At 67.9% G+C, this 18,323-nt stretch carries 21 protein-coding genes; 4 read left to right on the forward strand and 17 right to left on the reverse strand.

Features of this window, described 5'->3' with window-relative positions; translation table 11 throughout:
* Nucleotides 1-48: 48 nt before the first annotated feature.
* The gene (locus tag DW298_RS08185; RefSeq protein WP_136041945.1) at nt 49-672 is read right to left on the reverse strand and encodes a LysE family translocator; all 624 of its coding nucleotides are present in this window, start codon (nt 670-672) and stop codon (nt 49-51) included.
* A 98-nt stretch (nt 673-770) separates the two neighbouring features.
* On the opposite strand from DW298_RS08185, the gene DW298_RS08190 reads away from it, so the two are divergent.
* On the forward strand, nt 771-1,226 hold the full coding sequence (locus DW298_RS08190) for an Lrp/AsnC family transcriptional regulator (protein WP_136041946.1): 456 nt from the start codon (nt 771-773) through the stop codon (nt 1,224-1,226).
* A 14-nt stretch (nt 1,227-1,240) separates the two neighbouring features.
* Here DW298_RS08190 and DW298_RS08195 read toward each other — a convergent pair whose 3' ends face one another.
* The 4 genes from DW298_RS08195 to DW298_RS08210 all read right to left on the reverse strand — a co-directional run bounded on the left by DW298_RS08195 (nt 1,241) and on the right by DW298_RS08210 (nt 4,022).
* Entirely contained in the window at nt 1,241-1,639 is a 399-nt protein-coding gene (locus tag DW298_RS08195) for a hypothetical protein (RefSeq protein ID WP_136041947.1), read from the reverse strand.
* Complete coding sequence (locus tag DW298_RS08200; RefSeq protein WP_240745064.1) at nt 1,636-2,598, reverse strand: RNA polymerase sigma-70 factor; 963 nt, start codon at nt 2,596-2,598, stop codon at nt 1,636-1,638. Before DW298_RS08200 ends, DW298_RS08195 begins: the two co-directional genes overlap by 4 nt.
* On the reverse strand, nt 2,561-3,331 hold the full coding sequence (locus DW298_RS08205; RefSeq protein WP_136041948.1) for an SDR family oxidoreductase: 771 nt from the start codon (nt 3,329-3,331) through the stop codon (nt 2,561-2,563). Before DW298_RS08205 ends, DW298_RS08200 begins: the two co-directional genes overlap by 38 nt.
* Before the next feature lie 100 nt (nt 3,332-3,431).
* The gene (locus tag DW298_RS08210) at nt 3,432-4,022 is read right to left on the reverse strand and encodes a hypothetical protein (protein WP_136041949.1); all 591 of its coding nucleotides are present in this window, start codon (nt 4,020-4,022) and stop codon (nt 3,432-3,434) included.
* 248 nt (nt 4,023-4,270) lie between these two features.
* Between DW298_RS08210 and DW298_RS08215 the strand changes: the two genes are divergently transcribed.
* Nucleotides 4,271-4,981, forward strand: coding sequence for an SDR family NAD(P)-dependent oxidoreductase (locus tag DW298_RS08215; RefSeq protein ID WP_240745065.1), 711 nt, complete (start codon nt 4,271-4,273; stop codon nt 4,979-4,981).
* 65 nt (nt 4,982-5,046) lie between these two features.
* Here the strand turns inward: DW298_RS08215 and DW298_RS08220 are convergent, their stop codons facing one another.
* The 3 genes from DW298_RS08220 to DW298_RS08230 form a co-directional block, all read right to left on the reverse strand.
* Nucleotides 5,047-5,985, reverse strand: a complete 939-nt coding sequence (locus DW298_RS08220) for an alpha/beta hydrolase (RefSeq protein WP_240745066.1) — start codon at nt 5,983-5,985, stop codon at nt 5,047-5,049.
* Nucleotides 5,986-6,055: 70 nt separating this feature from the next.
* Nucleotides 6,056-6,799: an alpha/beta hydrolase gene (locus tag DW298_RS08225; protein WP_136041952.1), complete on the reverse strand. Its 744-nt coding sequence runs from the start codon at nt 6,797-6,799 to the stop codon at nt 6,056-6,058.
* Between the two features lie 36 nt (nt 6,800-6,835).
* Nucleotides 6,836-7,786 (reverse strand): alpha/beta hydrolase, encoded by a 951-nt coding sequence (locus tag DW298_RS08230; RefSeq protein ID WP_136041953.1) that lies wholly within the window; start codon nt 7,784-7,786, stop codon nt 6,836-6,838.
* Between the two features lie 209 nt (nt 7,787-7,995).
* On the opposite strand from DW298_RS08230, the gene DW298_RS08235 reads away from it, so the two are divergent.
* Entirely contained in the window at nt 7,996-8,751 is a 756-nt protein-coding gene (locus DW298_RS08235; RefSeq protein ID WP_136041954.1) for an NAD(P)H-binding protein, read from the forward strand.
* Nucleotides 8,752-8,848: 97 nt separating this feature from the next.
* Nucleotides 8,849-9,604 (forward strand): SDR family oxidoreductase, encoded by a 756-nt coding sequence (locus DW298_RS08240; RefSeq protein ID WP_136041955.1) that lies wholly within the window; start codon nt 8,849-8,851, stop codon nt 9,602-9,604.
* A gap of 87 nt (nt 9,605-9,691) precedes the next feature.
* Here DW298_RS08240 and DW298_RS08245 read toward each other — a convergent pair whose 3' ends face one another.
* The 9 genes from DW298_RS08245 to DW298_RS08285 form a co-directional block, all read right to left on the reverse strand.
* Nucleotides 9,692-10,486 (reverse strand): SDR family oxidoreductase, encoded by a 795-nt coding sequence (locus tag DW298_RS08245; RefSeq protein ID WP_136041956.1) that lies wholly within the window; start codon nt 10,484-10,486, stop codon nt 9,692-9,694.
* A 175-nt stretch (nt 10,487-10,661) separates the two neighbouring features.
* Nucleotides 10,662-11,693 carry a hypothetical protein gene (locus DW298_RS08250; protein ID WP_136041957.1) on the reverse strand — a complete coding sequence of 344 codons (1,032 nt, stop codon included), beginning with the start codon at nt 11,691-11,693 and terminating at the stop codon, nt 10,662-10,664.
* Complete coding sequence (locus DW298_RS08255) at nt 11,677-12,264, reverse strand: sigma-70 family RNA polymerase sigma factor (RefSeq protein WP_136041958.1); 588 nt, start codon at nt 12,262-12,264, stop codon at nt 11,677-11,679. The genes DW298_RS08250 and DW298_RS08255 overlap by 17 nt, the downstream gene beginning before the upstream one ends.
* A 48-nt stretch (nt 12,265-12,312) precedes the next feature.
* A complete protein-coding gene (locus DW298_RS08260) occupies nt 12,313-12,927 on the reverse strand; it encodes a class I SAM-dependent methyltransferase (RefSeq protein ID WP_240745067.1) in 615 nt (204 codons plus the stop codon).
* A gap of 42 nt (nt 12,928-12,969) precedes the next feature.
* Nucleotides 12,970-14,007, reverse strand: a complete 1,038-nt coding sequence (locus DW298_RS08265; RefSeq protein ID WP_136041959.1) for a LacI family DNA-binding transcriptional regulator — start codon at nt 14,005-14,007, stop codon at nt 12,970-12,972.
* Between the two features lie 63 nt (nt 14,008-14,070).
* Nucleotides 14,071-14,589, reverse strand: coding sequence for a hypothetical protein (locus DW298_RS08270; protein WP_136041960.1), 519 nt, complete (start codon nt 14,587-14,589; stop codon nt 14,071-14,073).
* Nucleotides 14,590-14,905: 316 nt separating this feature from the next.
* Nucleotides 14,906-16,486 carry a right-handed parallel beta-helix repeat-containing protein gene (locus DW298_RS08275; RefSeq protein WP_136057602.1) on the reverse strand — a complete coding sequence of 527 codons (1,581 nt, stop codon included), beginning with the start codon at nt 16,484-16,486 and terminating at the stop codon, nt 14,906-14,908.
* Between the two features lie 47 nt (nt 16,487-16,533).
* A complete protein-coding gene (locus DW298_RS08280) occupies nt 16,534-17,403 on the reverse strand; it encodes a carbohydrate ABC transporter permease (protein ID WP_136041962.1) in 870 nt (289 codons plus the stop codon).
* Nucleotides 17,404-17,407: 4 nt separating this feature from the next.
* On the reverse strand, nt 17,408-18,283 hold the full coding sequence (locus DW298_RS08285) for a sugar ABC transporter permease (protein WP_136041963.1): 876 nt from the start codon (nt 18,281-18,283) through the stop codon (nt 17,408-17,410).
* Nucleotides 18,284-18,323: the final 40 nt, after the last annotated feature.

The following is an 18,323-nucleotide window of genomic DNA, read 5'->3' on the forward strand; positions in this document are numbered from 1 at the left end:
TCCGCGTGACCGGCGCGGGCGGGGCTGACGGCCGGGGATATGCGACCGTCACAGCCACTCGAGAACCTGCTCGACGAGGATCCCGATGCCGATCACGGTCATCGCGATCCCGGCGAGGCGGGTGACCAGCGAACTGGCGCGCGGGCGGGTACGCAGCAGGCGGCGGGCGAGGAGTCCGACCGTCGTGTAGACGACGGCGATGTTGAGCAGGTGCAGTCCGCCGAGCGCGAGCATCTGCGTCGTCGACGACCAGCCGTCAGGGCTCGTGAACTGCGGCAGCAGCGCGAGCAGGAGCAGCAGTCCCTTGGGGTTGATGCCGCTCACCCCCGACCCGCGCAGGAACTGGGACCATCCTCCGGTCGCGATCGGCTCACCGCTCTCGGCGATGGGTGCAGGACGGCTGGCGAGCGTCGTGGCGCCGAGGAAGATCAGATAGAGCGCACCGACCACGGTCAGGGTCGTGAGCGTGACCGGATACGCGGTGACGAGCGCGCCGAGCCCCAGCGCGACGGCGACGATGACGACCGTGTAGCCGGCGAGCATCCCGAGGATGGACGGAGCGATCGAGCGGGCCCGCAGGCCGGCCGAGATCGCGTACGCCCAGTCGGCGCCGGGGGTCAACGCGAGCATGACCGCGACCAGCCAGAACTGCATGACCAGTGCGATATCCATCGGTCCTCCTCAATCCGAGGAAGAGACTACGAAGGATCTCGCGAAAGGTGCTTCGATTCTTCGCGTCAGGCGGGCTGGTTCCTGCAAGACTTGTCGCCATGGATGCACTTGACCGGGAGATTCTCTCGCTGCTGCAGGACGACGGCCGGATGAGCGCCACCCACCTGGCCTCGCACGTCGGCCTGAGCCTCTCCGCCTGTCATCGACGGCTCAAGGAGCTGGAGCAGTCCGGGGCGATCGAGCGCTACCGCGCGGTGGTGGCTCCGAAGGCGGTCGGCCTCACGTTCGAGGCGATCGTGTTCGTGACGATCGGGCGCACCGACAAGGACACCATCGTCGCGTTCGAGGAGGCCGTGGTGGCGATCCCGGCGGTGGTCGAGGCGCAGCGCCTGTTCGGCGACCCCGACTACATGCTGCGCATCCTCACCCGCGACATGGGCGCGTATCAGGAGCTCTATGACAACACCCTCGGCGCGCTTCCCGGGGTGCAGCGGCTCACCTCGACGATGGTGATGAAGCGCCTCGGCGCGGACCGCGCGGTGCCGATCCTCTGACGTGCCGAGCTCGGCTATCGGTTCCAGTGGCGCAGCTTGTCGGGGTTGCAGACGATCCAGAAGTTGGACAGCACGCGCGATCTCATCGCGGCAGTGAGTGCGGCGACGACCCGACCCTCGCGAACCAGCGTGAGCCCCGGCACACCGTTGATCGACGCGGTGGCGACGAAAGTCCCCGGCGTCATCAGGGCACGCAGCTCCGCGGCAGCCGCTTCCGACCCTGTCACCGGCATCGGAGCGGTGTGCACATGACCGCCGCTGTCGATGACCACCGTGACCTCGGGGTGGAGCAGCACGCGGATCGCGTCCTCGTCCCGCGCGCAGAGCGCGCCCGCGAGCGACTCGATGGTGTCGAGATCGGCAGAACCATGACGGCGCCGGCGCAGCCACGCCGGGTAATGCTTGCGAGTCATGCGGTGACCGCGTTGACGTGCCCGAGCTTCTGCGGACTCATCACCCAGAGAAGTTGCAGGATGCCCTCGCTCGAAGTGGTCACCGTGACCATGGTCGTGACCGTCCCCTCCTCGACGAGGGTGGCCGCCGGCTGACCGTTCACCTGCACCCAATCGATCGTCTTCCCGGTCCAGAAGTGATGCGCGAACGCCGCGACGAACTTGGCGACGCGCCCGCGACCCAGCACGGGGATGCGCGCCGCGAGCTTGGCGCCGTTGCCGTCGGTGTAGCTGACGACGTCGGCCGCGAAGAGAGTCTCGAGCTCGCGGGCATCGCCCTTCTGGGCGGCCGCGAGGAAGGCCTCAAGCAGGCGCCGCTGCGCGACCGGATCGACGTCGGCGTTGCGCGCCGACGACAGGTGCGCCCGCGCCCGGCTCACGAGCTGCCTCGCGCTCACGACGCTGCTGGAGATCACCTCGGCGATGCGCGGATAGGGATAGTCGAAGGCCTCGCGCAAGATATAGGCCGCCCGCTCGGTGGGCGTCAGCTTCTCCAGCGTCAGGAGGATCGCGAATTGCAGCGCCTCGGCCCGTTCCGCACCGAGCGCCGGATCGTCATCGGTGTTGACCGGCTCGGGAAGCCACGGCCCGATGTACGTCTCGCGCCGCGAATGCGACGACTGCAGCACGTTGATCGAGAGCCGGGTGGTGATCGTCGTCAGGAACGCCACGGGCTCCTGGATCTTGCTGCGATCGGTGTTCTGCCACCGGATCCACGTCTCCTGCACGATGTCCTCGGCATCGGCGACCGTACTCAGCATCCGGTATGCGATGCCGAAGAGTCGCCGGCGGTGCATGTCGAATACCCGCACCGCCTCGTCGAGGTCTGTGATCTCTCCGAATCCGCTCTCGGCCATCGTCACGCCCTTCGCCTCCCCGTCGTCATCGGATTCCTGCGACCAAGCGCCGGCCCTCGTCATGGACCCATGCATCGAGGGCGGTGGGAGCGAGACGCAGCGGAGACCGCGGGAGCAGAAGGTCTCCGGAGATGTTGAAGCCCAGGGTAGTGGTCTCCGCGTCGTCGACGACATAGCGCGGGTCATGGTCGACGCGGAGCACGCGGCGCACGAAGTCGGGAAGGGGCATCTGCTCGGGGCCGCCGAAATCGATCGCGCCGGCGAGGGGATCGCCCATCGCCAGGTCGACGAGCATTTCCGCCACATCGGACGCCGCCACCGGCTGCACGATCTTCGGAGGCAGATGCACGGTGTCCTGCGTGGTGTTCCACTCTGCGATCTTGCGCGCGAAGTCGTAGAACTGGGTGGAACGCAGGATGGAGTGGGCGATCGGGCCCGAGCGCACGAGATTCTCCTGCACACCCTTGGCGGCGAAGTACCCGTCGTCCCCGGTGTGATCCGCTCCGACGATCGACAGTACGACGTGGTGCTTCACTCCCGCGCGCTCCTCCGCCTCCAACAGACGCTGCGTCGTCGTCTCGAAGAACGCGCGCGCGTTGGCACCCGACACGTCCGGGGTATTCGTGACGTCGATCACGGCATCGGCCAACTCGAGTGCGGCATCGAGGCCCTGCCCCGTGCGCGCATCCACACCGCTCGACGGCGAAGCCACCACGACCGCTTGCGCGCGACGTTCGAGCTTCTCGACGACCATCCGGCCCACCTGGCCGGTCCCACCCAACACGACGATCCGCATCTCGCTCGCTCCGTTCCTGGGTCCCGCGCCGTGCGCGCAGGGGGTTCTCCTCAACAGTGACCGGACAGCACCTCGAAGTGTGACAACGGTCGAAGATGTTTCACGTGGCAGCCCGGATCCGTCGGCGTTCGTAGATCAGGGTCGCGGTCAGCAGAAGCACCCCGACAACGATGCCGACGGCCTGCGCGGGAAGCTCGACGACCCCGAAAACCCCGACGAGCACCAGGGTCACGAGGGCTCCGCCGAGGACTGCGTTCACCGCGCCGACCATGCTCGCCATCGTGAACAGGAACGAGGAGCGCGCGTAGCGGACCCCCAGCTCGCCGGACTGCGGGGTGTCGAGGGCGATCAACTCGGGACCCCGGGGATGCAGGCTGACGAAGTACTCGCGGATCCGCTCCATTCGTCGACGCGCGGTGATGTTCTCGACGCTCGTGTCGACGAGTCTCACGACCGTGAACCACCCCAGCGCGAAGATCGCCGGGAGGACGGTGAATGCGAGCACTCCGATCAGGGCCGGAGAGTTCGCGGCGAAGCCGATCGCGACCAGCCCACTCGACAGCGTCGACAGGTAGATCGAGCTGCGCGTTCCCGCTTCGCTGATCGTCGAGCTCGCCGCCGATTGCAGCACGAACAACTCCGTCCCGACCGCACTGTTCAGGGCCGAGACATCGGGCGTCTCCTCGGTCATGATTCGCGCCGCCGCCCGGCCTCGGTGAGGGAGGACGCCTGCGTGCTGATGGTCGACATGTTCGCCTTTCGGATCATGGGGCGCGGGACCGCGCCATCGACAGCAGAGACCGGACGGGCGCTCCGGCTGTGACAGTCCTCGCGCCGGATGCGCGTCCGCAATGTCACAGCAGCGGCGGGCTCGCGGTCACATTGGCGTCCGAGACAGATCAGGAGAAGCAGATGGAAAGCAGTCTCAGAAGCAAAGTCGTGCTCGTTACCGGAGCGTCGTCGGGGATCGGTCGGGCCACTGCCCTCGCCCTCTCCCGCGAAGGGGCGATCGTGGTCGCGGCCGGGCGACGGGCCGAGCGCCTGCGGACGCTGGTGGAAGAAGCGCCGGGAGAGATGGTGGCGATGGAGCTGGACGTGACCGGCCCGGAGTCCGTGGACCCGGTCGTCTCCGCCGTCGTCTCCCGTTTCGGCCGGCTCGATGCCCTCGTGAACAACGCCGGTCTGATGCTCGCGGGCATGATCCTGAACGCGGACACGGATGAGTGGGTCCGGATGGTGGAGACCAACCTGCTGGGTTCGATGCGCGTCGCCCGCGCGGCACTCCCCCACCTCATCGAGTCGCACGGCACTTACGTGCAGGTGTCCTCGACATCGGGGCGCATCGCGACGGCCGGGAACGCCGCCTACTCGGCGACGAAGTTCGGCATAACCGCGTTCGCCGAATCCTTCCGGCAGGAGGCGACGCCCTACGGAGTGCGGACGATCGTGGTGGAACCGGGCTTCGTCACCACGGAGCTCACGCACCACATCACGGACTCGGTGATGCGCGAGGCAGCGGATCGTATCGGCGAGTCGATGCGCACGCTCCAGCCCGAGGACATCGCCGCCGCCGTCGTGTATGCGCTCGGACAGCCCGATCATGTGGCGGTGAACGAGATCCTGGTGCGCCCCACCGATCAACTGCACTGAGCGTCCTGCGGGATCCGTACGCAGAATGGTTCGCCGCCGTCGTCCGATGGCGGCGCACCGTCAGCTCAGGGAGTTCCGGCGCCGTCCCCCGGCGGCTCGGCGACATCGGCCACCGCCTGGGCGAAGGCGTGCGGCGCCTCGGCCGGGAGATGATGCCCCGCGTGCGGGATCCGGCGATGCTCGCGCGGCCCGGTGAACAGGTGCGCCTGCGGGGTGCCGTCGGTCGCCGGGAAATTGCCGTCTGCCATGCCGTCCAGCGTGATCGTCGGAACGCTGATGGGCGGCGCCGATGCCAGTGCGCGCTCGAGCTCTTCGTACTTCAGCACCCCCGGCGCGAGTCCGAGCCGATGACGGTAGGAGTGGATGACGACATCGACGTAGTCGGGGTTGTCGAATGCGGCGGCGGCTCGATCCATCTCGTCGTCGCTGAACGCCCACTCCGGCGAGTTGCGCCGCCAGATCACGTCGGCGATCTCGCGCCGGTTGGCGTCGAGCCCCCGGCGTCCGCGATCGGTGGCGAAGTACCAGAAGTACCAGAACCCTGCTTCGAGATCGGGACGGATCGGCGTCTGCGAAGCGGCGATGTTCTGGATGAGGTACCCGTTCACGGAGACCAGGCCGGAGATCCGCTCGGGCCACAGCGCGGCGACGACGCAAGCGGCACGCCCTCCCCAGTCGTAGCCGGCGAGCACGGGATCATCCAGATCGAGGGCGTCGATGAACGCCAGCAGGTCGGCTCCGAGCGCCGCCTGCTGCCCGGTCCGAGGCATGTCCTGGTCCCGGACGCGGGTGCCGCCGTGGCCGCGCAGATACGGGACGATGGCACGGAATCCGGCTTCGACGAGCATCGGCGCGACCTCGACATAGCTGTGCACGTCGTACGGGTAGCCGTGAAGGAGCACGACGGGATCCGCATGCGGGTCACCGAGGTCGAAGTACGAGACCGAGAGGTCTCCCGCATCGACACGGCGGGCGGCGGGAAACGGGGAGGGAGCAGAGGTCATGGTCATTCCTTCTCTCGACGATGGTGCGGCGCCCCGCACCGCGGTGGCAGTGCAGGGCGCCGCGGTCATGTCAGGCCGCGCTCGATGCGAGGCTCGCGACGTAGGCCTTGCCGGCGGAGGCGATCACTTCGGCGACGATGTCCGGGTTCGACACGAGAGCGGCGTGCGATGCCCCCGAGATCTCACGCGTACCCTGCGAGGACGCGCGTTCGGCGCCGGCGCGGAAAACCGCGAGGGGGATGTTCAGGTCCTGATCGCCGAACACGTGCCAGGACGGGATGCTCTTCCAGGCCGGGTTCGCCGCGGTGACCGCGTCCGAGAGCGCCGCCTCCGTCACGGGACGCTGCGTCGCGGCCATGAGAGCGGCGACATCCTCCGCCACGTCTGCCGCGAACTGGTGGTGGAAGGCTTCTTTGCGGATCGCGAACTCGTTGCCGCCGGTCGCCACGGGGTACGCGACGAGGGTCTCGCCGAGGGTGCTCCCCGGCGCGCTCGTCGACAGGTCGAACGCGCTCTGCCCGGTCTCCGGCACGAACGCGGAGACATAGACGAGACCGACGACGGCGGGGTTCTCGGCCGCCGCCTCGGTGATCACGATGCCGCCGTAGGAGTGCCCGACGAGGATGACGGGACCGCCGACGGCGGCGATGACGTCGCGCACGTAGGCGGCGTCGACGGCGAGGCTGCGCAGCGGGTTCGCGGCGGCGACGACCGTCACGCCGTGGCTCTGCAGCCGGCTGATGACGCCGTTCCAGGATGCGGACTCGGCGAAGGCGCCGTGGACGAGGACGATGGTGGGCTTTTCGGTGGACATGGTGTCTTCTCTCTTTCGTGGGTGGGTGGTGCGGGGTCAGGCGACGGTCAGGGCTTTGCGGAGCACGTGGATGGCCTGCTCGATGGCGGCCGTGGTGGCGGCGGAGCTGCGCAGCGGGTTGAGCATCATGAAGTCGTGGATCGTGCCGTCGTAGCGCACGAGCGTCGTCCGCACGCCAGCCTCGATGAGCTTTCGTCCGTACGCCTCTCCCTCGTCGCGGAGCACATCGTTCTCGTCGACGATGAGGAGGGTCTCGGGAAGCCCTTCGAGCTCGCTGATCGCGGCGCGCAGCGGGGATGCAGTCACGTCCTTGCGGGCTTCGAGGTCGGGGAGGTAGCAGTCCCAGAACCACGCCATCGCATCGGCGCGGAGGTGGTATCCCTCGGCGTACTCGCGGTAACTCTCGGTGTTCTGCCCGGCGTCGGTCACGGGGTAATACAGCGACTGGTGGAGGAAGACGACATCACCGCGCCGCTTTGCGAGGATCGCGACGACCGCGGCCATGTTCCCGCCCACGGAGTCTCCCGCGATGGCGAGACGGGAGGCGTCGAGGCCCTTGCTCGCGCCCTCGTTCATGATCCACCGCGCGGTCGCATAGACCTGCTCGATGGCGACCGGATGGTGCGCCTCCGGCGAGCGCTCGTACTCGACGAAGACGATCGCCGCCTCCACGCCGTTCGCGAGTTCCCGCACCAGGCGGTCGTGCGTGCCGGAGTTGCCCAGCACCCAGCCGCCGCCGTGGACGTAGAGGACAACGGGGAGCTCTCCGGTCGCCCCGGCGGGCTTGACGATGCGCACCTGGACGTCGCCGACCTCCGCGCGGACGGTGATCCACTCGTCGGTGACGTCGGCTTTCGCGATGGGGCCCGCTTGGACATCGTCCAGCAATCTCCGCGCGCCATCGACGCCGAGGTCGGCGAGGAACGGCGGCTTTCCTGCCGCATCGGCGAATGCCCGGGCTTCGGGCTCGAGTACATGGTCGGTCATGACGGATCCTTTCGTGTGGGGTCGAGCCGGTGCGGATCGTCGCCGATCCTGTGGCTCATGCAAGACAAGACCAGGTGAGACCGAAGAATGTGACGAAGTTTCCGGAAGCCGGCCCTGCGCGCGCCGGGCCGTGTCACAACCCGGTCTGCTGCGCGGTCATGTTGGTGCGGAGACGATCCGGAACCGACAGTCGGCAATGAGGGAGAGACATGAGAATCACGGTCATCGGCGGAACAGGGTTGATCGGCACGAGGCTCGTCCGCAGCCTGCGAGCGAGCGGACACGACGTCGTTGCCGCCGCTCGCGCCACGGGCGTCAACTCGTACACGGGCGAAGGGCTGGAAGAGGCTCTGACCGGCGCGGACGTGGTCGTCGACGTATCGAACTCCTCCTACACCGACGAGGAGGCCGCTCGCGACTTCTTCTACACCTCGACCATGAACCTGCTCACGTACGGCGAGGCTGCCGGAGTGCATCATCACCTCGCGTTGTCGGTCGTCGGCACCGACCGTCTCGCCCGTGCCGAGGGCGGCTACTTCGTGGCGAAAGAGCAGCAGGAGCGGCTGATCGTGGAGTCTGGGCGCCCGTACTCGCTCGTGCATGCCACCCAGTTCTTCGAGTTCATCCGCAACATCACGGATCAGGCGGCGCGCAGCGGCATGGTCCGCGTCGCGGATGTGCTCGTGCAGCCGATGGCCGCCGACGACGTCGCCGAAGCCGTGGCTCGGACGGCCGTGGGCGAGCCCCTGTTCGGCATGGTGGAGTTCGGCGGTCCGGAGGTCTTCAGTCTCGCGCAGATCGCCGCCCAGGATCTCCGGGCGCGGCAGGACGAGCGCGAGGTGGTCGCAGATCCGCTCGGCACCTACTTCGGGGCGCGCCTGCAGAACCGCGACCTCCTCCCCGAGGCGACGGCGACGCTCGCTCCGACGCGGTACCACGACTGGCGCATCGCAGCGACGGTCTGACGCGCAGGCGCGCAGCACCGAATCCGTCACATCACGAGCTCCCGCTCGGTCATAACTGGTGGGCACCCGTTCGGCGCCCCGGAAAGGAAGGCATGAAATGGCAAAGATCGTCGTCATCGGAGGCACCGGCCTCATCGGCTCGAAAGTCGTCGCGAAGCTGACCGAGCACGGCCACGAGGCGATCGCCGCCTCTCCCAACACCGGAGTCAACTCGCTCACCGGCGAGGGGCTCGCCGAGGTCTTGGTCGGCGCGAACACGGTCGTCGACGTCTCCAACTCGCCGTCGTTCGAGGCCGAGGACGTCCTGAAGTTCTTCACCACCTCGACACGCAACCTGCTGGCGGCCGAGGCCGAGGCCGGCGTGACCCACCACGTCGCGCTCACCATCGTGGGTACGAACCGCCCGCAGCACATCGACTACTTCGCGGCGAAGGTTGCACAGGAGCAGCTCATCCGCGAGTCGGGCCTCCCGTATTCGCTGGTGCACGCCACGCAGTTCTTCGAGTTCGTCGGCAGCATCGCCGACATCTCGACGGAGGGCGACACCGTGACCCTGCCCGGCGCGCTGATCCAGCCCATCGCAGCCGAAGACGTGGCGACGGCTGTGGCGCGCGCCGCGGCGGGCGAACCGACCGGCGACATCGAGATCGCCGGCCCCGAGGCCATGGGCATGGACGAGTTCGCCCGCCGTGCGCTGACGTTCCGCGGTGACTCGCGCACGGTCGTCCGCGACGACACGGCGCCGTACTACGGCGCGGTGATCGAGGAGCGCACCCTCATCCCCGTCGAAGGCGCCCACATCTTCGAGACGACTCTCGAGGAATGGCTGCCGTTGAACCCGCCCCGCAAGTAGCGGAAGCGCACCAAGAAGCGGGCCCCCTCCTCGTCTGAGAAGGGGGCTCGCTTCGTCGCTCCCGGTAGGTGGCTGTCGCGCAGTCCCTCACTCCCGTGCGAACCGCGCGGCCAGTGCCGGGTCGACGGCGACATCGCCGAAGGATGCCGTCCACGCACCGTCCACCGCGATCGACTCGCCGCTGAGGTACGGAGCCTCGTCCGAGAGCAGGAACGCGGTCACCGCGGCCACCTCTTCGGCCCGAGCGATGCGTCCCATCGGCGGACCCTCGGCGAGCCCGCGCTCTTCAGCGTCCGGGTCGGGCGCTGCGGCGATCATCGCTTCGAGGTGGGGTGTGCGCACCCCGCCGGGGGCCACCGTATTGGCACGGATGCCGAGACGGCCGTAGCTCACCGCCACGCTGCGGGTCAGCGCATCGATGCCGCCCTTGGTGAACTCGTAGGCGGCGTGGTGGGGGTGGCTGGCGCGACCGTGGATGGAGCCGACGTTGACGATCGCCCCCGGGATGCCCTGATCGATGAACGCCGACACCGCGGTCGAGCAGCCCCAGATGTAGCCGAAGCCGTTGATGTCGAGGATCTCGCGCACCACGCTCTCATCGAGCTCGTGCAGCGGGGTGTGCTTCGTGATGCCGGCGTTGTTCACCCACCCGGCAAGCGGCGCCCGCGCGAGCGCCGCCGCTGCGGCCCGCTGGTGGACGGCGCGGTCGGAGGCGTCGCCGAGCACGACCTCGGCCACGATCCCCTCCTCGAGGGTTCCCGACCCGGGCGACCGTTCCAGCCCCACGACGATCCATCCGTCGGCGGTGAGTCGCTCGGCGATGGCGCGGCCGATGCCCTTTCCGCTGCCGGTGACCACGACGCTGCGTGCGGATTCGGTCATGACGTGTCCTCTCGGCGCTGCGGCGGTCGGCTCGCGTGTGCATCGACCGTGCTCGGGCGCATCCTCGGTGTGAGAATTTGCTATAGCAGTCATGAGCATAGCGGGCGAAGAGTCGTCGGCACACGGAAAGCCGCTCCGTTCCGGTGATGCCCCCGATCACCGGAACGGAGCGGATTCAACGCGTCGGCGCCGGAGCCGAGTCCACGATCGATGTCGTGAACGTCTGCACGCCGTCCGGCAGGCCGTCCGGAACGATAGCGTTCGGATGCCGCTGCGGGTCGATGACGGACACGAGCATCCCCGTGCGCGTGTCGACCACGAACTGCTGCTTCCAACCGGCGTTGTTCCGCTCGATCGTGGCCAGGTCTCCGTCTTCGGCCACCAGGCTGATCTCCGGCAGCCGCGACAGCGCCCCGAGAAGTGCCGCGCGTAGATCCGCCGGCGGCAGGTTCTGATAGAGCGCGTTCAGGATGGCGAGCCCGGCGTAACCGCCCGGCGTCTGCGACTCGAACCACGCCAGCAGAGCGTCGGGATCGCGCGGCATCTCGTCGTACTGGTCCCGATACTGGTCGATCGTCTGCGTCTCTTCGCCGTACGTCCGGACTCCCGCGGGATAGGCCGTCACCGACGCCTCGTCGAACTGCGGTTCGGCCAGCACGCTCTCCAGGAACTTCTCGCCCTCGGGGCCGTACACGCCCGTGATCTCATCGGACCGGGTCTCCACGATCCAGTCCTGCGTCCGATCTGCCGGCACGTAGAGCACGTCCACCCTGTGCGTCCGAAAGGCTCCGCTCTCCGCCGGGCGGTCTTGCGACGTGCCGTCGGTGTGGACCTGATCCAGCACGGTCTCCACGCGCAGGTACTGCCCCGGCGCCAGTTGCGCATCGACGGCGCCGACCTGCGCGAGGGCGGCCTCCGACGCCCGCTCCAGCACCTCGGCCGCCGCGGCGGTCGAGGTAGCCGGAGGGGCGACGACACTGCCGGCGACGATCGAGAGCACGGCGAACGTGCCCAGAGCCGCAGCCCCGATGCCGCCGACCCCGAGCCCGACACCCCACCCGATCCTGCGGCGTCGCCTGGCCTTCGCGGGCCGCGGCTTCGACCGCTCGATCTCGATCTCCAGCACCCGCTGAGCCACGCTCAGGTGCTCTGCCTCCACGTGCGCCTCGTCCGAGCGGAGCTCGCGCACCTCATCCAGCAACTGCATTGGTCTCCTCCTTCGCCATCCAGGTCACACGTGCTGCTGCCTTCGAGCCCGGGGGTGCGAGTTTGCGACGCACCCGGCTCAGCTTCGACCGGACCGTTCCGATCGGCATCCGCAACGCGTCGGCGATCTGCTCGTAGCTGAGGTCGCCCCATGCGTACAGGAGCAGCACGTCGCGCTCCTTCTGCGAGAGCGCTGCTATCCGCGGCCCGAGTTCGCGCACGGCGGATGATGCATCGATGCGCGCATCCGAGCGCTCCTCATGCGAGTCCGACGAATGCGGCTGCTCCGATGCGCTGGCGAGCCACTGGCGTTCTTCCGTGCGGCGATGGCGGTGCATCACGCGCGTCGCGATCCCCAGCAGCCACGGCCGCGCGGATTCCGCTGTCGGATCGAACGCCGCGCGCCTGCGGAACGCGACGAGGAACGTCTCGCTCAGCACGTCGTCGACGGCATCGAGCCCCACGCGGCGTCGCGTGTAGCCGCCGATCGCCGAGGCATGACGTTGGAAGATCTGCGCGAACAGCTCGGGCTCGACTATCGACCGGGAGATGATTTCGCTGTCGTTGTCCACACTATGTATTCATCGTTCGGGCCCACCGAGTTCCACTTCGGACGAGATTCAGACCGCGACCGCGCTGATCGACGCGTGCGGACGGCGGCCGTCCTGCACGCGAGTCTCGCTCTCCATCACCGCGAAACCCGCCCGTTCCAGGTGCCCGGACATCCCGTCGATCGACCAGAAGTGCGCGGTCGTGACGGCGTGCGCGAACGGCTCCCCGTCGGGGCCGTCGAAGAATCCGACGAGCAGACCACCGCCATCGCGGAGCGCGAGCCGAGCCGCAGCGAGCAGGGCGGGAAGCTCCTCCGGAGCGGCATGGATCAGGGAGTACCACGCGAGGATGCCACCCAGAGAGCCAGGTTCGATGCCGGTCTCGGCAAGCGATGCGACGCGATACGCGACGTGGGGAAACCGGGCGCGTGCCGTGTCGACGAAGTCCGGGACGAGGTCGATCCCCTCCACCTCGTTGCCTCGTTCGGCGAGGAACGCCGTCCAGTGCCCGGGGCCGCAACCGGCATCGAGGATGCGCCCATCGACGCCGTCCGCCCACCGCCCGATCCGCTCCCGGTCGACCGCATCCATCTGGGCAATGTCGCCGAAGAGCTCGGTGTACTCCGCCGACCGTGCGGCATAGCCTTCGCGGATACGCGCGTCGCTCGTCGGGTTCGCCGTCACGGCAGGTCTCCTCGGGAATGGCGGATGGTGGGGGCGCCGGACTCATCGGAGCGCGATCGCACCCAGTCCGTCGGAGGCGATCGCTCCGGACGACATGCCGGGAACGAGGACGCACGGCTGATAGCTGACGCCGGGCTGTCGCGCGGCGGTGTCGTCCGCCAGCAATGCCTCGGCCGCCATCCTGCCCAGGCTGTTCAGCCGAGGGTCCACCGAGGTGAGGAATCGATCGGGGCTCCCGCTGTATTTCGACCAGTTGTCGTAGCCGACCAACGCGACGTCGTCCGGGACCCGGACCCCCGCCTGTTCGAAGGCGCGGGCAACGCCGAGCGCGATGTAGTCGTTGCCGCAGAACACGGCATCGAACTCGCCCCGGCGTTCGAGCAGCTCGAGACCCGCTCGGTAGCCCCACGGGATGGTCCAGTCTCCGAACAGCGGTTCCGACAACGCGATCTCCGCGCCCGCGTCACCGAGCTCGGCGCGAAAACCGCTCAGACGATCCTGGACCGCCCGCGAGTACGCCATCGCGGTCACGTGTGCGATCCTCCTCCTCCCCTGGTGGAGGAGGTGCGCGGCGGCGAGCCGCCCGGCCTGCACATCATCGGGAAGGAAGCAGGTGTCTTCCGGGTTGTCCGAGAGTCCGAAGACGTGGATCACCGGTGTCTGGAACGACTCCGAGATCGAGGGGAACGGAACGTCTGTGCCGTCACCGACCACGATGATCCCGTCGACACGGCGTGCCTGCAGCGTGCGGAGATTCTGCGGCCGCGCGGCGACATTGTCCTCGTCGTCGTAGACCAGCACGGCGACGTCGTGCTTGCTGAGCTCCCCGATGATTCCGGTGATGACCGGAGTCGAGAAGTTGCCGGATGCCTTCTGGGCGAGCACCCCGACCGTGAAGCTGCGGCCGAGCGCGAACGACTGGGCCAGCGCGTTGGGCCGGAAGTCCAGTCGGCGAGCGGCCTCGTGGATCCGCTGCCTCGTCTCGGCGGAGACATGTCCGCCGCCGTTGAGCACGCGCGACGCGGTGGGGACGGAGACACCCGACTCCGCCGCGACATCCTTCAAGGTGACTGGCCTCATCGCGCTCCCTCCCCGCTCCTCATCCTCTCAGGATCCCATGGGCCTCCGAGCAGCGCGCATCTTCTATGACCCGGCGAGGTCCGAGATCGACTGCCCGGACAGCCAGGATTCGTTCATCGTGACCTCGGCGTCGGAGACCGCCTGCGCGAGTTCGGAATCGAACATCTCCCGCGCGACGACCTGCGCGGCGATCGTGCGATCTGCGGTATCGGCCATGTCCAGGCCTTCGGCCGCGTCCGGTCGAGCACGGATCGCGGCGTCCAGGGCTTCCGGATCATCCGTCAACGCGGCGGCATCCGCCTTCTCCTGCTCGGATGCCGCATCAGCCATCTCCTGGAACTCATACTGCTCGAGGGTCTTCTCCACCGGCCCGTAGAGCACTTCCCCTGCCTGAGCGGCCGCCTCCCGGGCAGCGTTATCGGCGCTCCACCGCTCGACCAGGCTCTCGAAGGACGCATCGTCGATGAGCGTGAGGGCGACCGCGCCCTGTCGACGGACGACTCCGTCGGTGCATCGCGCCGCTGCCCGGTCGACCAGAAGCTCGCCCGCGCGGCTGGCGCGCACCGGGTCCGCGTCGTCCACGGCCCATCCCTTCTTGGACGCGGTATCCCACACGGTGGCGCGAACCTGTCCTACGCAGTACCGGAACTCATCCGCATGAACCGGTGTCCCGTTCACCGTCATCGCGGTGTCGTTCGTAGGGGACCCCGGCGATGCGGGGGCGGGAGCACATGCAGAGAATCCCAGCGCCATGAGAAGGGCGATGCACGCCGCGACATACGGTCGTCTCACTGTCGTCTCCTATCCATCTCGGCCGTAGTCACGGCGTCGGTTCTGATACCCCCGGGTGCTCGAACGATCGATGCTCCGACCGCTCGAACACCCGGCGGTGAGGCGACTACTCGCCCTTGGGCACGACCGCGCCGTTGTAGGCGCCGATGTTCGGGCCTGTCGTCTCCGGCACCGCGTTACCCCAGTAGTCGCGGCCTCCATTGCCGGGGATGACACGACCGGCGGCGATCGCGGGCGATCCGGCCGTCAGCTTGTAGCCGTCGACGGTGCCGAGACCGTCGCCGCCCTTGCCCGGGTCGGCGAACAGCGGATCGGCGTTGATGGCGTTGACGTCTGCCGTGGGGCCGTTGAACCCGTGGTAGACGTTGCGGTCGACCGTGATCCCCCGGTCGGTGTCGAACCGGGTCAGGCTCGAGCCGACGAAGATGTTGTTGGCGACCAGCGAGTTCGCGGCAAGCCGGATGTCGAACGCGCCGCCGGGGTTGTAGAGCGTGTTGTTGTACATCTCGAGCTTGACATCGGCGTTGGCGCCGCTGCCGGCGTTGACGATCCCCTCGCCCTGGGAGACGTTGTACCGCACGACCAGCTTGGGGGTGTCGGTCTGTGCCGGACCGAAGCAGGTGAGGCACTCGAGGTAGAACCCTCCGGCGTTCTCATGGCTGTAGTTGTACTGGTACGTGCAGGAACCGGTGATGCCCCAATCGCAGTCCCACCCCATCGAGTCGGGTCCCGGCTGGGTGCGGGCCGACTCGTTGAACTGAAGAACCGGATTCGCACTCGTATAGGCCCAGATGCCGGCGATGGCTTTACGGTTCACCGCGCCCTGTCCGGCGTCATAGCTCACGTTGCGCTCGACCAGAGGGTCGATGGAGACGCCGACCAGGATCGAGTCCGCGGCCGCGCGAACCACGGAGTTGCCGCGGATGACGACGTTGCGGTTGTGGTTGATCGTGTCGTTCCCGTTCGGGGCTCCGACGACCGCGATGCCCATCGATTTCACGTCCCGGATCGCGTTGTCCTCGATCGTGACCCCATCGAAGGATCCCGTGAGTCCGCTGGCTTTGGCCGGCAGACGAACCTGGATTCCTGCCGAGACGTAGCGGTCGGCGGCGTCTCGGTCCGAGCGGCCGGTGACGTCGTGGACATCCAGGTTCTTGATGGTGATGCCGGACTCCACCTCGTTGCCGGTGTTCTCCACCAGCACGCCGCTGCGCTTCCCTTCCTCCGCAGCGATGTTCGTCACTTCCAGGCCTTCGACCGTCCAGTAGCTGACGTCTCGCAGGGTGACGGGCGCTTCCACAGCGCCTCCGCCGTTGATGATCGGCTTCGCTCCGGTGCCGTAACTGCCCAGGACGATCCGTTTCGCAGAAGTGCCGCTTCCCGACGCGGTGAAAGAACCCGTGCAGGTCGTGCCGGCTTTGAGTCTGATCGAGTCCCCGGCGGCGAAAGACCCACCGGGAGCCTGGATCGCGGCGAGCGAGTTCCACGGGCTGTCCTGCGTGCCGGTCCCGTTGGCCGTCGCTGCGCAGTCGACGAAGTACGACGCATCATCGGCCTGAGCGGGAGGCGCTCCGGGCCCGATCAGGGCCAGGAACGTCACGGCGGCAGCGATCGCCGCTGCGGCTGCGGTCCTCACGTGACGCGGCTTCTGTCGTGTTGCCGCGATGGCGGCTGGAGCAGAATGCATTTTTTCTTCCTTTCTTCAGAGGTCCGAGCGGGCGCCCGGACCGGAGGTCAGGTCTTCACGGCACCCGCCGACATGCCGGCGACGACGTAGCGCTGCAGGAAGCTGAACACCAGAACGAGAGGCAGGACACCGAGCAGCGCTGCCGGGAACAGGGTCGTGGGCTCCACCGTGTTCGGGTCGATCAGGGCGTAGGCGTTGGCCATGATCGTGCGGTTCTGCTCGCCCTGGAGGAACACGAGCGGCACGATCAGGTCGTTCCATACGACGAGGCTGATGTACGTCACCAGGGTCGCCGTCACGGGAGCGAGCAGCGGGAAGATCACGACGAAGAAGATGCGCAGCGGACCCGCGCCGTCGATCGCCGCGGCTTCCTCCAGTTCCGTCGGCACCTGGCGCATGAAGCTGGTGTAGAAGAACACGGCGATCGGCAGGTTCATGGCCGTGTAGACGAGGATGACGCTGAGATGCGTGCCCAGGATGTGCAGATCACGCACCAGCAGATACAGCGGCGCGATGAGCACGTAGATCGGGATCGTGGTCCCGATGATGAACACGCGGTATGTGGTGTTCGTCCAGGAGCGTCCGATCCGGCTCAGCGGGTAGCTGGCCATGGCCCCGAAGGCGACGGTCAGCACGCAGGAGGTCACCAGGATGATCAGGGTGTTCGCGACGCTCTGCGCGTAGTTGATGCGCTGGAAGGCATCCACGACGTTGTCGAGGGTGAGGTGCTCGGGCCAGCCGAGTGGATTCGCCGACACGTCAGCGGCCGGTCGGATCGCTGTCAGCACCGCGAAGGCGAACGGCGTCACGAGCAGGGCGACTCCGATGATGAGCCCGATGTCGCCGAGCCGCCGTTTACCGGCGTTCCACAGTCGGTGGTCGCGTGACCCGGTCGGTGCGGGGAGAGATGCGGACATGGGCTCAGATCCTTTTCTCGCGCATGCGCAGCACCGACGTGGCGACACTGCTGAGCACGACGACGATGACGAGAAGGAGGACCGCGATCGTCACTCCGTAGGCGAACTCGCCCGCCCCGCCGAAGACCTTGCGGTAGACGAGGAGGGTGAGCGTGGTGGTCGACCCCGCGGGACCGCCGTTGGTGAGCACGAACGGGAACTCGAACACCTTCAGCGAGCCGATGAGGGAGAGCGTGATGTTCACCGTGAGCGACGGTGCGAGAAGGGGCCACTCGATCGTGCGGAAGCGGCGGAATCCCGTCGCACCGTCGAGGTCGGCGGCTTCCAGCACGTCGGCGGGCAACGCGAGGTATCCGGCCAGGAAGATGGCCGCGGAGTATCCGGCGAACATCCAGATGTTGACCAGGGCCACGGCACCCAGTGCCGTGCCCGGCTCCCCCAGCCAGATTCGGGTGAGGGAGTCGAGCCCGAGGGCGCGGAGCACCTCGTTGATCGTTCCATCGGGTGCATAGAGGTACGAGAAGATGAACGATGCCATCACCGGAGCGACGAGCGTCGGCATGAGGATGAGGACGCTGACCGGCTTGCGGATGCGCGGCCGGTTGTAGAGCGCTCTGGCCAGAAGCAGCCCGAACAGGTTCTGGAAGACGACGACGAAGACGGCGTAGATCACGGTGGTGCCCACCGCTCGGAGCACCTCCCCGTCGGTGAGCAGTCGCGAGTACTGCTCGAATGCGACGAACTCCGCCCGAGGACCGCCGCTGCTGTCGGTGAAGCTGAGCCAGAGGCCGTTGGCCAGCGGGTAGAGGATGAGGAGCCCGTAGACGACGAGCGCGGGAAGAAGGAACCCGAGAGCGACGAGGGGACGTTTGGAGATCATGACACACCTTCAGCGAGTGCGGTGCGGCCGCCGCACACAG

Origin of the sequence: Microbacterium sp. A20 (genome assembly GCF_004794515.1) — a bacterium.
GTDB lineage: Bacteria > Actinomycetota > Actinomycetes > Actinomycetales > Microbacteriaceae > Microbacterium.

Bases quoted from the DNA above. Each gene is read 5' to 3' on its own strand.
- DW298_RS08185 (WP_136041945.1), bottom strand. From the start codon at position 672: ATGGATATCGCACTGGTCATGCAGTTCTGGCTGGTCGCGGTCATGCTC.
- DW298_RS08190 (WP_136041946.1), top strand. From the start codon at position 771: ATGGATGCACTTGACCGGGAGATTCTCTCGCTGCTGCAGGACGACGGC.
- DW298_RS08195 (WP_136041947.1), bottom strand. From the start codon at position 1,639: ATGACTCGCAAGCATTACCCGGCGTGGCTGCGCCGGCGCCGTCATGGT.
- DW298_RS08200 (WP_240745064.1), bottom strand. From the start codon at position 2,598: ATGACGAGGGCCGGCGCTTGGTCGCAGGAATCCGATGACGACGGGGAG.
- DW298_RS08205 (WP_136041948.1), bottom strand. From the start codon at position 3,331: ATGCGGATCGTCGTGTTGGGTGGGACCGGCCAGGTGGGCCGGATGGTC.
- DW298_RS08210 (WP_136041949.1), bottom strand. From the start codon at position 4,022: ATGACCGAGGAGACGCCCGATGTCTCGGCCCTGAACAGTGCGGTCGGG.
- DW298_RS08220 (WP_240745066.1), bottom strand. From the start codon at position 5,985: ATGACCTCTGCTCCCTCCCCGTTTCCCGCCGCCCGCCGTGTCGATGCG.
- DW298_RS08225 (WP_136041952.1), bottom strand. From the start codon at position 6,799: ATGTCCACCGAAAAGCCCACCATCGTCCTCGTCCACGGCGCCTTCGCC.
- DW298_RS08230 (WP_136041953.1), bottom strand. From the start codon at position 7,786: ATGACCGACCATGTACTCGAGCCCGAAGCCCGGGCATTCGCCGATGCG.
- DW298_RS08235 (WP_136041954.1), top strand. From the start codon at position 7,996: ATGAGAATCACGGTCATCGGCGGAACAGGGTTGATCGGCACGAGGCTC.
- DW298_RS08240 (WP_136041955.1), top strand. From the start codon at position 8,849: ATGGCAAAGATCGTCGTCATCGGAGGCACCGGCCTCATCGGCTCGAAA.
- DW298_RS08245 (WP_136041956.1), bottom strand. From the start codon at position 10,486: ATGACCGAATCCGCACGCAGCGTCGTGGTCACCGGCAGCGGAAAGGGC.
- DW298_RS08250 (WP_136041957.1), bottom strand. From the start codon at position 11,693: ATGCAGTTGCTGGATGAGGTGCGCGAGCTCCGCTCGGACGAGGCGCAC.
- DW298_RS08265 (WP_136041959.1), bottom strand. From the start codon at position 14,007: ATGAGGCCAGTCACCTTGAAGGATGTCGCGGCGGAGTCGGGTGTCTCC.
- DW298_RS08275 (WP_136057602.1), bottom strand. From the start codon at position 16,486: ATGCATTCTGCTCCAGCCGCCATCGCGGCAACACGACAGAAGCCGCGT.
- DW298_RS08280 (WP_136041962.1), bottom strand. From the start codon at position 17,403: ATGTCCGCATCTCTCCCCGCACCGACCGGGTCACGCGACCACCGACTG.
- DW298_RS08285 (WP_136041963.1), bottom strand. From the start codon at position 18,283: ATGATCTCCAAACGTCCCCTCGTCGCTCTCGGGTTCCTTCTTCCCGCG.